The organism is Kitasatospora cheerisanensis KCTC 2395, assembly GCF_000696185.1.
Taxonomy (GTDB): Bacteria; Actinomycetota; Actinomycetes; order Streptomycetales; family Streptomycetaceae; genus Kitasatospora; species Kitasatospora cheerisanensis.
The window spans coordinates 1019560-1032315 of sequence record NZ_KK853997.1; the positions used below are offsets into that span (position 1 = coordinate 1019560).

Genomic DNA, 12756 nt, shown 5'->3' on the forward strand with positions numbered 1-12756 from the left:
CGCGGCTGATCCGGTCCCGGGTGGAGGCGGAGAGCGTGCACGTGGTGGCGGTCGCGGAGGTCGGCGCGGTCGGCTACGACCCGGCCGCGCAACGTCTGGAGGCCGTGGTGCACGACCTGGCGGGGAACGCGGTGCGGCTCTCCACGGAGTACGCGGTGCACTGCCCGGGGCGGCTCGACGCGCTCGCCGGGGCACTCGCCGCCGGGCCGGTCACGCACGTGAGCGGGCTGCTGCGGCAGGTCGCGGGCCGTCCGGTGCTCGACCCGCTGGCGGTCCGGGTCTCCTCCGGCCGGGCCTCCGGGCTGGCCCACCTCGATCTGTCGCCCGTCGACACGCGGCACTTCGACCGGCTGGACCCAGTGCCTGCGGACCCGGTCACCACCGCCCTGTCCGAGGCCCGCGGCACGCTCGCCGACCTCGCTCGCACTGGCGTGGAGGCGGCCGGCCCCGCGGACCTCGGGCCGGCCGCGGCGGCGCTGCGCCGCACGGGCCTGCGCGCCGCGGCCGGCCTGCTGGACGCGCTGGCCGCCGATCCGACGCCCGCCCGCTGGGCGGACGCCGCGATCCACGTGCTGACGGCGCTCGACCTGCACGAGGAGCAGCCGGACGCCTGACGTGGCGTCAGTGGCCCAGCGGGACCGTCCAGTTGAGGACGGTTCCGCCGGTCGGCGGGGCGGTGAGGGTGAAGCTGCCGCCGAGGGTGCGGGCGCGCTCCTCCAGGTTGCGCAGGCCGCTGCGGCGCCCCTGGGCGGGGATGCCGACGCCGTCGTCCTGGACGGTGAGGGCGACCTGGGTGCCGGTGGCCTGGAGGACGACCTCGACCCGGGCGGCCTTGGCGTGCCTGGCGGCGTTGCTGAGGGCCTCGCCGAGGACGGCCACCAGGTGGTCGGCGACGGCGGGCGGGACGTCGGTGTCGAGCAGGCCCTCCATGCTGAGCCGGGGGGCGAAGCCGAGCGCGGAGTGGGCCTCCTCGACGACGTGCACGGCCCGGGCGCGCAGGCCCTGGCCGAGGCCGGCCTCGCGGACCCGCAGCCCGAAGATCGTCGACCGGATGATCTTGATGGTCTCGTCCAGGTCGCCGACCGCGCGCAGCACCCGGTCGGAGGCCCCGGGGTGCTCGATGAAGCGGGACGCGCTCTGCAGCGTCATGCCGGTGGCGAACAGCCGCTGGATGGCCAGGTCGTGCAGGTCGCGGGCGATCCGGTCGCGGTCCTCCAGGACGGCCAACTGCTCGGCGTCGCGCCGCCGTTCGGCCAGTTCGAGGGCGAGCGCGGCCTGGTCGGCGAAGGCCAGCAGCGGGTCGATCTCGCGCTCGGTGAACTCCGGCTCGCCGAAGCCGCGGACCAGCAGCAGCACGCCCTCGGTGTGGCCCTCGGCCCGTCCGAGCGGCACCGCGACGGCCGGGCCGAGGCCCGCGTACCGGTCGGCCCGGGCCGGGTAGCGCGGGTCCCCGGCGAGGTCGTGCGAGGTCACCGGGGTGCCCTGGGCGCAGGCCGCGCCGGAGATGGTGCCCTCCAGCGGGACGTCCGCGCCCATCCGGCCGGTCAGGTCGCCGCCGTAGGAGAGGTCCATGTGCAGGCCGCTGCCGTCGGGCAGCACGGTCAGCACGTCGGCCTGCCGGGCGCCGCTGATGTCGCACGCCCGCTGGGCGATCAGCTCGACCACCTGGGTGCGGGAACTCCCGGACAGCAGGCGGCGGTTGATCTCCGCGGTGGCGGTCAGCCAGCGCTGGCGGCGCTGCGCCTCCTCGTACAGGCGGGCGTTGTCGATGGCGACGCCGGCCGCGACGGCGAGGGTGGCGATCACCGATTCGTCGTCGTCGTCGAACCCGGCGGCGCCGCGCTTGTCGGTCAGGTAGATGTTGCCGAACACCTCGTCGCGGACCCGGACCGGCAGGCCCAGGAAGGTGCGCATCTCGGGGTGGTGGGCGGGGCAGCCGGTGGACGCCGGGTGCTGGGTGAGGTCGTCCAGGCGCAGCGGCTCGGGGCGGCGGATGAGTTCGCCGAGCAGGCCCTTGCCGGTCGGGTAGGGCCCGATCCTGGCGATCTCCTCCTCGTCGAGGCCGACGGTGAGGAACTGCGAGAGGGTGTCGCCGTCGGGGCCGATCACGCCGAGCGCCGCGTACTTGGCGTCGGCGAGGACGGCCGCCGCCTCGACTATTCGGCGCAGCACCTGGGTGAGTTCCAGCTCGCGGCCGACCGACAGGACGGCTTCGAGCAGGCTGTGCACCCGGTCCCGGGTGCCGCGTGCCACGTCGATCCGGGCCTGAAGTTCGGCCAGCAGTTCGTCCAGCCGAAGCTGGGGAAGCCGCGACCGCGGTTCCTCCTCGCGCACCGCGTTCCTCCTCGTCCGTCGGCCTGCCGCCGCCCGATTCTCGCAGACGGCCCGGCGCGCGTGAACGGACGGGGTGGCCCGGAGTGTCGGGAAGCGGCAGGTCACGGTTGGAGCCGCCGCCCTCCCCGCCCCGGGCGCGGGCGGTTCGTGCCCCTCAGCCCCGGCCCGGCGGCCCGGCCGGCCTGCGCGGTGCGGACCGCGAGGGCGGCGAGCGCCTCGGGGGCGCCGGCCTGGTGGCGGATGCCGGGGAAGGCGTTGACGTCGACGGCGATCGGGCCGTCCGGGCCGGGCAGCAGGTCGATGCCGTACACGTCGAGGCCGAAGGCCGGCCCGGCGGCGAGGGCGAGGGCGTGTTCCTCGGGGCCGGGCGTCCAGGGCCGGCGGGCGGGGCCGCCGGGGTGGAGTTCGGAGCGGCGCTGTTCGGCGAAGACCCGGCCGTCGACGACCCAGAGTTTGCGGTCCCAGCCGTCGCCGGCCACCGGGTGCTGGGTGAGGACGGGCTCCTCGGGCCACTGCGCGGCGAGCGCCCGGAACTGCTCGGCGGTGTCGGCGCGGGCCACCAGGTCCTCGCGGCGGCTGCGCCGGCTCTTCACCACCACCGGCCCGTGCCAGGCGAGCCGGCCGAGGACGCCCTCGGCGACGGTGGCCGCGAACGGGAGGCCGGCGCCGCGGGCGCGCCGTTCCATGGCGGCCCGGTCCTGGCAGAACGCGGTGGCGTCGGCCGAGTTGAGCACGGGCGTGCCCGCCCGCTCGTGGCGGCGGGCGACGCGGAGCGCGTCCGCGGTGCGCGCCTTGAGCAGCAGCAGGTCGGCGTCCTGCCCGGCGTCCACCGTCAAGTGGCCCTGCCGGTGCAGGAGTCGGCGGGTGTCGGCGAGCAGCGGGTGGTCCGGGTCGCGGGCCAGGACCGCGATCCGCAGCGCGGTCACCGGGCGGCCGGGCGGGGCGGGCGCGGCGGCCGGGGCGGGAGCGGGGCGGGGGTCAGCAGGGAGCCGGCGTCGGGGGTCGGCCAGGAGGAGCCGGTGCGGGCCAGCCGGACCACCGCGTCGGCCACCCGCTCGACGGCGCGCGGGACCTGACGGAAGCTCGGGAAGTCGTTGATATCGACGACGACGGGGCCGTCCGGTCCGAGCAGCACGTCCAGGCCGTACAGGTCGAGGCCGAACACCTCGCCGACCTGCGCGGCCAGCGCGGCGACCTCGCGCGGCAGCGGGACGGGCCGTTCGGTGGCGGGCCGGTGCGGGTGCAGCGGCGAGGTCCGCTGGGTGGCGAAGAACTCGCCGCCGGCGCAGTACACCTTGAGGTCGAGCCCGTCGTTGGCGACGTACGGCTGCGCGATCAGCAGCCCGCCGTCCGCGGACGCGGTCAACCCGGCCAGCTCGGACGGGTTCCGGACCAGGTGGACGGCGCGCCCGGAGGAGCCGTCGGCGGGCTTGACCACCAGCGGAAAACGCTTTCCGGGTATCGCGGCGAACGCGGCCGGGTCGGCGGCGGCCCAGGTGCGCGGCATCGGCAGGCCGTGCAGGGCGGCGACCACGGCGGCCTGCGCCTTGTCGCGGACCGGGCGGATCGCCCGGGCGTCGTTGACGGTGGTCAGGCCGGCCGCGGCGGCCGACTCCAGCAGGCCGAGGCCGGGCCCGCCGGAGACGGTCTTCAGCACCCACGCGTCGTGCTTGCCGCTGCGCACCAGCCGGGCCAGGTCGAGCAGGTCGGCGCCGGGACGCAGCACGTCCACCCGGTGGCCGGCGGACCGCAGTTGGTGCACCACCGCCATCGGCATCCCGTCGTGGCGGTAGTGCTCCTCGACCAGGAAGCAGAACCTCATCTGTGCCCACCCATTCCCCTCTGTCCCCCCGTGCGCTCGCCGTGGGGCCGTTCGCATCGGTCCACCCTGTCACGGATCTTCGACCCGGAAGCGCCCAGGGTGTCCGGGAACGGCCACAGGCACGTCACAGCCGCATTGCCGCAGGTCTGGAACCCCTTGCCCGGGGCATGACGTTGGCATGACGTCGTCTTGGCACGCTCTTGAGGGGGACCATGTGCATCCACAGCTGCGCCCGTACGGCCGGCACGATCTGACGGACCGTCCAGCGCCGGCCGTCCTGGCCTACCCGGCGGGTGACGTCCTGGTGGTCTCCGGCCTGCCCGGCAGCGGCAAGAGCACCCTGATGGCGCGCTGCGCCCGGGCCCGGGTGATCGACTCGCAGCACACCCGGGCCCGGTTCGCGGCGGCCCTGCCCGGCGTCCCGTACGCGCTGTACCGGCCGCTGGTGCGGATCGCCCACTACCTGCGGCTGCGGGACGCGTTGCGGACCGGCGGGCCGCTGGTGGTGCACGACTGCGGGGCGCTGCCGTGGGTGCGCCGCGCCATCGCCCGCACCGCGCGCCGCCAGGGCCGCGGCATGCACCTGCTGCTGCTCGACGCGACGCCCGCGCAGGCCGCGGACGGGCAGCGGCGGCGCGGCCGGCGGGTGTCCCGGTACGCCTTCGCCCGGCACCGCCGGGCCGGCGCCGCGCTGCGCGCCCTGGTCGCAGCGGACGTGCCGCTGCCGCGCGGGGTGGCGTCGGCGGTGCTGCTGCCGCGGGCGTCGGCGGCCCGGCTGGCCGTCATCGCGTTCACCGCGCCGGCCGGCCCGCGGCCGAGCAGCTGACGGCCCACCGGCTCACGGACCGTCAGCAGGTGCCCGGCCCGCGGTCGGCGGAGACCGCCCGGGCCCGGACGGCGGCGGGCGCTGCGGCGAACGGCTGAGCCGCCCCGCGCGTCGCCCGCCGCCCGGCCCGGCGCTGGCTAGTCTCCGGCCATGGCCACCCCCGAGCGCACCCCGGACGCCGCCGCCGCGGACCACGCGCCCCCGCCCGAGCGCCCCGAGCCGCCGGACGAGCCGCCGGACAGGCAGCGCCCGAGCCGCCGGAGGGGCAACCGGACGAGCAGCGCGCCGAGCCGCCGGACGGCCGGCGGCCGCAGCGCGGCCCGCAGGTGCGGCGGATCGCCGACCGGCTGTCCGTGCAGTTCCGCGTCCCGATCGAGCCGCAGTACGACCAGGCCGGGCACCGCTGGACGCTGCGGTGGTACGACGGACCGACGGTCGCCGCGGTGCGCTGCGCGCTGGAGCGGCTGTTCCCGGCCGAGGAGCGCCTCGCGGTGCGCCGCGACCTGACCACCCGGGCGCTGGCGCTGGCCGCGATCCGGGAGACCCGGGCCGGGGCGATGCACCGCTCGGTGGGCAGTTGGGGCCAGCGCTACCACCTGGAGCAGCAGCTCGCCGACCGGGAGCACCCGGACCGGCCCGCCGACCCGCGCGAAGCGGCCATGCTGGAGCGGCTGTTGGCGGCCGCCTCGGCCGCCGCCGGGCGCGGCGCGGCCGGGCCGGACCTGGCCCGCGCCTTCGACCTGGTGGCCCGGGACGGAATCGCCTGGCTACTGCCGGAGCCGTCGCTCGCCGGGCCGGCCGACCCGGACGGCCTCGCGCTGGCCCCGCTGGAGTTCCTGACGTCCCGCTATGCGACGGGCGTGCACCGCACCGCGTGGGAGACCGCGCTGGCGACCCTGCCGCTGCGCACGGCCGTCGCCGCCGCGCACCAGGACCCGGAGGCCGACCCGGACGCGGCCCGCGCCGCGCTCACCCTGCTGCCCGCGCTGCGCGCCCGGGCGTCCGCCGAACTCGACGCCGTCGAGGCCCGGTTGGCGGCGGTGGCCGCCGGCGGCTGCCGCGACGACTCCTGCGGCAGCGTGTCGACCCCTATTCTGCCTGCTCACGAGCGTTCGCGGTAGGACCGGGCGCACACCCGTTCTCCCTTGTCCCGCGGCCCCGTTCGGCCGCAGACTCGTCCGCATTCCCCCCTTGGACGAGTCGTTGGGAGACGTGTGTCCGCTCACGTGGATCAGGAACTGGCCCTGCGCGCCCGGGTGCTGCTGGCCGGCAGCGAGCCCCCCACCCCCTGGCAGGCCTACCGGGCGCACCGCCTGCTGGCCCTGGACAATCCGGCGGTGCACCTGCCGAAGCTCGCCCTGGCGGCGATCGAACTGACTCGCCACCACCCGGTCCTGCTCCGCCGGGACCTCCAACTGCGCCTGCTGGACGAGGCCTTGGCGGCCGCGGCGGCCATCGCGGCGGACGACCCGTACCGGCCGCGGGCGCTGGCGCTCATCCACCAGGCGCACGCGAAGCGCCTCACCGAGCTGGGAATCACGGCGGGTTGAGCCGCCCGGGCGCGGTGCGGGCCGGGGCCCTCTCTTTCGGATCTTGTCGGATCAGCGTGCGTCGTCGGGCGCCCGGCTGGGCGTGCCGGCCGAACGTCCTCGTACTGGACGTACTTGGATGTTTGGCCGGTGCGTCCAGGTGGGGGCACCTCCCAGCCCCCCGGGCTGGGGGAGGATGATCCGGCGTCGCGCGCCCGGCAAGATCCGAAAGGGAGGGCCTGGGCTACACCTTGCCCTGGAAGTGCTGCTTCTCCACCAGCACGCCGTCCTTGAAGCAGAACCGCACCACGTCCTGGTTGCCCTCGGGGCCGGACGGCACGTCGCCCGCGAACCAGCGGCAGTGCGCGCCGTCCGGCACCGGCGGGCCGATCTGCTTGAACTCGCCGGTCAGGAAGTCGCTGCCGACCGGCAGCCGGCCGTTGACCGCCTCCTCGGACTGGCCGACCTCGATCGAGTCGTACAGCTTGGTCGACACGGTGGCGTCCCGCATCGAGCTGATGAACATCAGGATGCCGACCGCGGCGACCACCCCGACCACGGCCAGCACCGCGCCCGCGCCCAGCGCGCAGCCCAGCGCGGGGCTCCGGCGGCGCTTCTCCGGGCCGATCAACCGGTCGGCCAGGGCCTGGAGTTCCTCGTCCTCGGGGACGGCGGCGAGCGCCCCGTCGGAGGCGTACGGGAGCCGGCCGCCCAGCCGGAAGCCGCCGTCCGGCAGCCCGCCGGCCTGCACCACCCCGCCCAGCAGCCGGGCCCGTTCGCGCAGGCCGGTCAGGCCCTGGCCGCCGGAGACCGCCGACGTGCCGTCCCCGCCGGGCCCGTTCACCACTTCCACGATCACCGCGTCGCGCTCGTGGCGGACCGTCACCACGATCGGCGCGCCCGGCGCGTGCTTGTGCGCGTTGGTCAGGCCCTCCTGGGCGATCCGGTACGCGGCGTGGCCGACCGCGGCGGCGAGCTCGCGCGGCGTGCCCTCGTGCCGCAGCTCCACCTGGGTGCCGGCCGCCTGCGAGGACTCCACCAGGCGGTCGATCGCGTCCACGCCGCCGGCCGCCGGCGCCGCGTCCTCCCGCAGCAGGCCCACCACCTGGCGCAGTTCCCGCATCGCGCCGGTCGCGGCCTGCCGGAGCACGCCGACCGCCTCGCGCTGCCGCTCGCCGAGCGTGCGGTCCACTTCGAGGGCGCCGGTGTGCACGGCGATCAGCGCGAGCTGGTGGCCGAGGCTGTCGTGCATGTCCTGGGCGATCCGGTGGCGTTCGCGCAGCCGCGCCTGATGGGCGATCATCACCCGCTCGCGGACCAGCTGTTCGTTGCGCTCGCGCAGGCTGTCCAGCAGGGCGCTGCGCTGCGCCCGGTAGCGGCCGAACAGCGCGGGCAGCACGCCGACCAGCAGGTACCCGACCACGCAGATGCCGAACAGTGCGGGCAGCGGGAAGTGGTCGCGCCGGTTCTGCAGCACGCCCATGGCGAGGTTGAGCACGAACCCGGCGGCGAAGTACGCGGGCGCGTGCCACGGCTTGGTGATCCGCCGGCCCGCCGAGTAGCCGGCCGCGACCAGCAGCGGCAGGAAGCCGCTCGGCCCGCCGACGCCCGCCGCGGCCACCACCAGCACCGGGCCCGGCAGCCCGCGCCGCAGCAGGAACAGCACCCCGCTGATCCCGACCACCGCGCCCGACGGCCATCCCCCGCTGTCCGCGGCCTGCAACAGCGCCGCGAGCCCGCACACGACGAGCCCGCCCAGCACCTCCCGGGTCACCGGCCACCACGACCAGGGCCCCGGGAACGCCCGCTCCACCCACTTACGCATCACGCCCCGACCTTAACCGGCCGCTCGCGCCGCGCCGCCCCCGGTGGCCGCTCGGGTGCCCGCTCCGATGTCCGGGCGCCGGCCGTTCCGGCGGATGCCGGAACGGCCGCCCCGGTGGGGTCAGTTGACGATGAAGGTGTAGACGCCGGTGCTCAGCCGGAGGCCGTCCTTGGTGGTCGCGTAGACCTGGAGGTCGTACCAGCCGCTCGCGGTCGGCGTGAAGGTGAAGTCCGCCTCGCCGTGCGGTCCGGCCTTGACGGTGACGGCCTCGGTGCCCCAGCCGAAGTCGTAGGTGTAGCCGGCGATCTGGGTGCCCGGGATCTTCGGCGCCAGGTGGAAGGTGCCGGGGGTGCCGACCGCGCCGCCGAGGTCGAACTCGGGGAAGTCGGTGGAGGTGACCGTCGGGGTGGTGTCGATCCGCCGGCTCCACTGGGCCTTGCTGCTGACCCAGCCGTTGGCGCTCTTCGAGGTGACCTCGAAGGAGTTGCCCGCGGGGTTGTTCAGGACCAGCGTGGTCTCGGCGGTGCCGTCCGCCCCGGCCGGGACGACGGTGCTGCTGTGCGTCGTCGTGTCGGTCACCGTGTAGCTGACCACCGGGCTGGCGGCCTGCACGCCCTGGTCCGGGGTGAGGCGGAAGTCGGTGGGCTTGCCGAACAGCGGCGAGTGGGAGAGCTGCGAGACCGTCGGCGAGGTCGAGTTGACGACCACCCAGTAGGAGCGGATCGGCGAGGCGTTGCCCGCGGCGTCCAGGCTGCGGACCTGGAACTGGATCGGCCCGCTCGATCCGGCGGGCGGCACCAGGTGCACGGTGGCGGAGCCGCCGGGCGTGTCGGCGCGGACGGCGTGCTCCGGGTCCTCGTACACGCTGTGGAAGATCGGGACGCCGTGCGGGCCCGTCTCGCTCGCGCCGCCGACGAAGCCGCCCTGCCAGGTGTACTGGAAGCCGACGACGTCGGTGTCGCCGTTCGCGGAGAAGTCGAACTGCACCGGGGTGCCGCCCGGAGTCCACTGGTCCTCCGGGTAGTTGGGCGAGCTCGCCGACGGCGCGGCGGCCGGGGCGGTGTTGTCGGCGGTCACGTAGCAGGCGGCGGTCCAGTCGGAGGCCGCGCCGTTGCCCGGGTCGACCGTGCGGGCCTGCCAGGCGTAGGTGAGCCCGTCGGCGAGGACCGGCAGGGTGCCGGTGGCCTCTTCGCCCGCGTAGGCGCCGCGGCGGGTGACGGTACCGGTCTGCTCCGGCGCGGAGACCGGCCAGTACCGGAATTCCTCGTTGAGGTTGGTCACCGACGGGTCGGTGTGGCTCGGGATGCCCATGACGCCGGGGCCGCCCAGTCCGGTGGCGCCCTTCAGGACGACCGGGGCCGCCGGGTCCGCGGAGCAGGCCTGCCCGGCGTTGTACAGGTCGGTCGGGGCGACCGGCGCTCCGCCGGCGGCGCCGGCGGCGCCCGGGGTGAGCAGGGTCAGGGCGACGGCGGAGGCCGCCGTCAGAGCCGCGCGGCCGCGCCGGGCCGAGGCATGCGTCATTCGATTCCTCCAGGAGGCCCGGTTCTGACCTGCTGTCAGGCCGGGACAGCGGGAGCGTAGCGCATACGATCTACCAAAGGAAAGGCAAAATTCGCCGGTCAGGACGGGTTTCGCCGGACGGGACGGTGCCGTCGGACGGGCGCCGGAGCGCCGGTTCCGCGCCGACCCGGGGAGGCTCCGCACGGGTGCCCGGGGCCCCGGTGTTCGAATTACCCGGCCGGTGCTCGGCCGGTGTCGGTGAGGCGGGCGATCAGGATGGCGACGTCGTCGGCGCGGTGGTCCTGGTGGTGGGCCTGGCCGAGCAGGAGGGTGGCGAGGGGGTCGAGGCCGGGGGCGGTGGCGTGCGCGAGGGTGGTGCGGAGCCGGTCGATGCCCTCGGTGATGGTGGAGCCGGCGGATTCGACCAGGCCGTCGGTGTAGAGGACGAGGGTCGCGCCTGGCGGCAGCCGGGTCTCGGTGGCGGGGAAGTCGAGGTCGTGGTCGACACCGAGCAACGGGCCGCCGTCCAGGTCGAGTTGGGTGGTGCGGCCGTCGGGGGCGCGGAGCAGCGGCGGCGGGTGGCCGGCCCGGACGGCGCGCAGGGTGCGGGTGTCGGGGGTGAGGCGCAGCAGGCAGCAGGAGGCGAGCAGGCCGGCGTCGAGGTCGACCAGCAGGTGGTTGGTGCGCCGGGCGACGGTCTCCACCGGGTCGTCGCTGCTGACGAACGCCCTCACCGCGCTGCGGAGTTGGCCCATCAGGGCGGCGGCCTTGACGCTGTGTCCCTCGACGTCGCCGATGATCAGGACGACGCCGTCGGAGGTGGGGATGGCGTCGTACCAGTCGCCGCCGATGTCCATGCCGCGGGTGCCGGGGAGGTAGCGGGCGGCGATGTCGAGGCCGGGGACCTCGGGCAGCCGGTGCGGCAGCAGGGCGCTCTGCAGGCCGCGGGCGACGGCGGCCTCGGCGTCGTAGAGGCGGGCGCGTTCGAGGGCCTGGGCGATCAGGCCGCCGAGGGCGGTGAGGACGGAGCGGTCCTCGGTGGTGAAGGAGCGGGGCCGGTCGAAGCCGAGGATGAGGCTGCCGACGGGGTGGCCGGAGGCGATCAGCGGGAGGAACGCCCAGGCCTGCATCTCGTCGCGCGGGATGCCGGGGTAGGCGGCGGCGAGTTCGCTCTCGGACTCGAAGAAGATCGGCGCGCCGGTGGTGAACACCTCGGTGCCGGGCAGCCGGGCGCGGATCGGGGTGCCTTCGAACGGGTCGAGGAAGCCGGGCTGGTAACCGCTTTCCGCGACCAGGTGCATGCGTCCGGCGTCGGCCAGGTAGAGGGCGAGTTCCTGGCCGCCGAAGCCGGGCAGGATCTGGTCGATGACGGCCGAGGCGACTTCCTTGACGGTGACGGCCTCGGTCAGCCCGGACGCGAGCTGCAGGACGTGGTAGACGCTGCCGACGGAGGCGGGGGTGGCCGGCGGGGCCTCGGGCAGGGTGACGTCGGTGCTGGGCGCGGCGGGGACGATCCGGCCGGTCAGGCCGTGCGCGTCGGGGTAGAGCGAGAACGCCAGCCAGTGGCCGGGGGGCCGCCGGGCGAGGAACGCGGTGGGCTGCTGGGAGAGCATCGCGGAGCGGTAGCGGTCCTCGTAGGCGGGGTCGGCGAGCCAGGGCAGCACCTCCCAGGGGCGGCGGGTGAGCAGGTCCTCGCGGGTGGCGTGGAGCAGCAGTTCGGCGCTGCGGTTGAGGTAGCCGGTCCGGCCCTCGGGGTCGAGCGCGAACACGCCGTCGCGGAGCCGTTCGACGGCGGCGGTGGCGGCCGCGGCGGCGGTGGCGTCGACCACGGCGACCACCAGCCGCGGCGCGGCCCCGGGGACGGGGTGACCGTGCAGGTCGAGCAGGCGCTGCCCGCCGCCGGGTCGCGCAGCCGGACGCGGTGGGTGAACGGGAGGCCGTCGCGGGCGGCGCGGCGGGCGGCGTTCCGCATCAGGGCGACGTCCTCGGGCGAGATCCGCTCCAGCAGGGTGTCGCCGCGGCCGTCGAAGTGGTTGAGGCCGAGGATCTCGCGCAGGTTCTCGTCCACGGCGAGGCGCTGGTCGGTGAGGTCCCAGTCGAAGAAGCCGAGCCGGATGCCGTCGCCGCCCGGGACCGGCACCGGCACCACCGCGGGGTGGCCCTCGGCGTGCACCTGGTCGCCGTACGGGAGCAGCGCGGTGGCGAGGCGGTTGCCGGCGGTGCGCAGTTGGCGGCGGGTGGCGGCGGGCGGGCCGGTGCCGTCGGCGGGCCAGAACACGACGATCACGCCGAAGGTCTGGTCGCCGGCGGTGACGGGCGTGGTGGCGGAGGCCTGCGCGTACGGGAGTCCGACGGCGAGCCGCGGGTAGCGGCGCATGGTGTCGTCGGCGTCGGCGAGGACGATGGTGCGCCCGCCGCGGTAGGCGTCGGCGACGGGCAGCGGCGCGGCGACGGCGACCCGGTGGAACGGTTCGAGCAGCCGCAGCGGGATGCCGACGACGGTGGCGACGGCGAGCGAGCGGCGGTCCTCGGCGCGCAGGTACAGCACGCCGCCGTAGGCGGAGGTGGCGCGGACGGCGCGCAGCAGGCCGTCGGCGAGCAGCGGTTCGGCGGCGGCGTCCCAGCGCGGGCCGGTGCCGCCCGGCGGGAGCGGGGCCCCGGTGGTGTCGTCCGGCTGCGGACGGGTGGTGTCCGGCTGCGGACGGGCGGCGTCCTGCGGCGGGCGGGTGCGCGTCGCCGGGTCGGTGTGCGGTGGCGGTTCGGAGGGGTCCGCCGGGACACCCAGGCGCATGTTCCCCTCTGTACGCCGGTGGCTCGGGGGGTGTCAAACGGGGGACGGCGGCGGTCCGTCCGGGTGACCGCCCGATTGCAGCTGATACGACAAGGGGATCGTCTGCCGGTATGCCGACGAAGAACCGTG

At 76.1% G+C, this 12756-nt stretch carries 9 protein-coding genes and 2 pseudogenes; 4 read left to right on the top strand and 7 right to left on the bottom strand.

Translation table 11 applies throughout. From position 1 onward, the window contains the following. Window positions 1-614: pseudogene (locus tag KCH_RS04475) on the top strand (hypothetical protein); the annotation flags it as partial. Between the two features lie 7 nt (window positions 615-621). Here the strand turns inward: KCH_RS04475 and KCH_RS04480 are convergent. From KCH_RS04480 to KCH_RS04490, 3 genes are all read right to left on the bottom strand, one after another. After that, on the bottom strand, window positions 622-2334 hold the full coding sequence (locus tag KCH_RS04480) for a sensor histidine kinase (RefSeq protein ID WP_035859222.1): 1713 nt from the start codon (window positions 2332-2334) through the stop codon (window positions 622-624). 101 nt (window positions 2335-2435) lie between these two features. Then, entirely contained in the window at window positions 2436-3260 is an 825-nt protein-coding gene (locus tag KCH_RS04485) for an ATP-grasp domain-containing protein (protein ID WP_341865341.1), read from the bottom strand. Further along, the gene (locus KCH_RS04490; RefSeq protein WP_051652725.1) at window positions 3257-4156 is read right to left on the bottom strand and encodes an ATP-grasp domain-containing protein; all 900 of its coding nucleotides are present in this window, start codon (window positions 4154-4156) and stop codon (window positions 3257-3259) included. The genes KCH_RS04485 and KCH_RS04490 overlap by 4 nt, the downstream gene beginning before the upstream one ends. 214 nt (window positions 4157-4370) lie before the next feature. Here KCH_RS04490 and KCH_RS04495 point away from each other — a divergent pair, with 214 nt between their 5' ends. The 3 genes from KCH_RS04495 to KCH_RS04505 all read left to right on the top strand — a co-directional run bounded on the left by KCH_RS04495 (window position 4371) and on the right by KCH_RS04505 (window position 6532). Next, a complete protein-coding gene (locus tag KCH_RS04495; RefSeq protein WP_051652726.1) occupies window positions 4371-4982 on the top strand; it encodes an AAA family ATPase in 612 nt (203 codons plus the stop codon). 326 nt (window positions 4983-5308) lie between these two features. Then, on the top strand, window positions 5309-6103 hold the full coding sequence (locus KCH_RS04500; protein WP_035859226.1) for a hypothetical protein: 795 nt from the start codon (window positions 5309-5311) through the stop codon (window positions 6101-6103). Between the two features lie 93 nt (window positions 6104-6196). Then, the gene (locus KCH_RS04505; protein WP_157031893.1) at window positions 6197-6532 is read left to right on the top strand and encodes a hypothetical protein; all 336 of its coding nucleotides are present in this window, start codon (window positions 6197-6199) and stop codon (window positions 6530-6532) included. Window positions 6533-6755: 223 nt separating this feature from the next. Here KCH_RS04505 and KCH_RS04510 read toward each other — a convergent pair whose 3' ends face one another. The 4 genes and pseudogenes from KCH_RS04510 to KCH_RS43945 form a co-directional block, all read right to left on the bottom strand. Beyond that, window positions 6756-8336, bottom strand: coding sequence for a sensor histidine kinase (locus KCH_RS04510; protein ID WP_084223241.1), 1581 nt, complete (start codon window positions 8334-8336; stop codon window positions 6756-6758). A gap of 120 nt (window positions 8337-8456) precedes the next feature. Beyond that, window positions 8457-9857: a hypothetical protein gene (locus KCH_RS04515; protein WP_035859236.1), complete on the bottom strand. Its 1401-nt coding sequence runs from the start codon at window positions 9855-9857 to the stop codon at window positions 8457-8459. Between the two features lie 209 nt (window positions 9858-10066). Beyond that, on the bottom strand, window positions 10067-11665 hold the full coding sequence (locus KCH_RS39145; protein WP_051652728.1) for a SpoIIE family protein phosphatase: 1599 nt from the start codon (window positions 11663-11665) through the stop codon (window positions 10067-10069). Window positions 11666-12087: 422 nt separating this feature from the next. Next, window positions 12088-12627: pseudogene (locus tag KCH_RS43945) on the bottom strand (GAF domain-containing protein); the annotation flags it as partial. Between the last annotated feature and the right edge of the window lie 129 nt (window positions 12628-12756).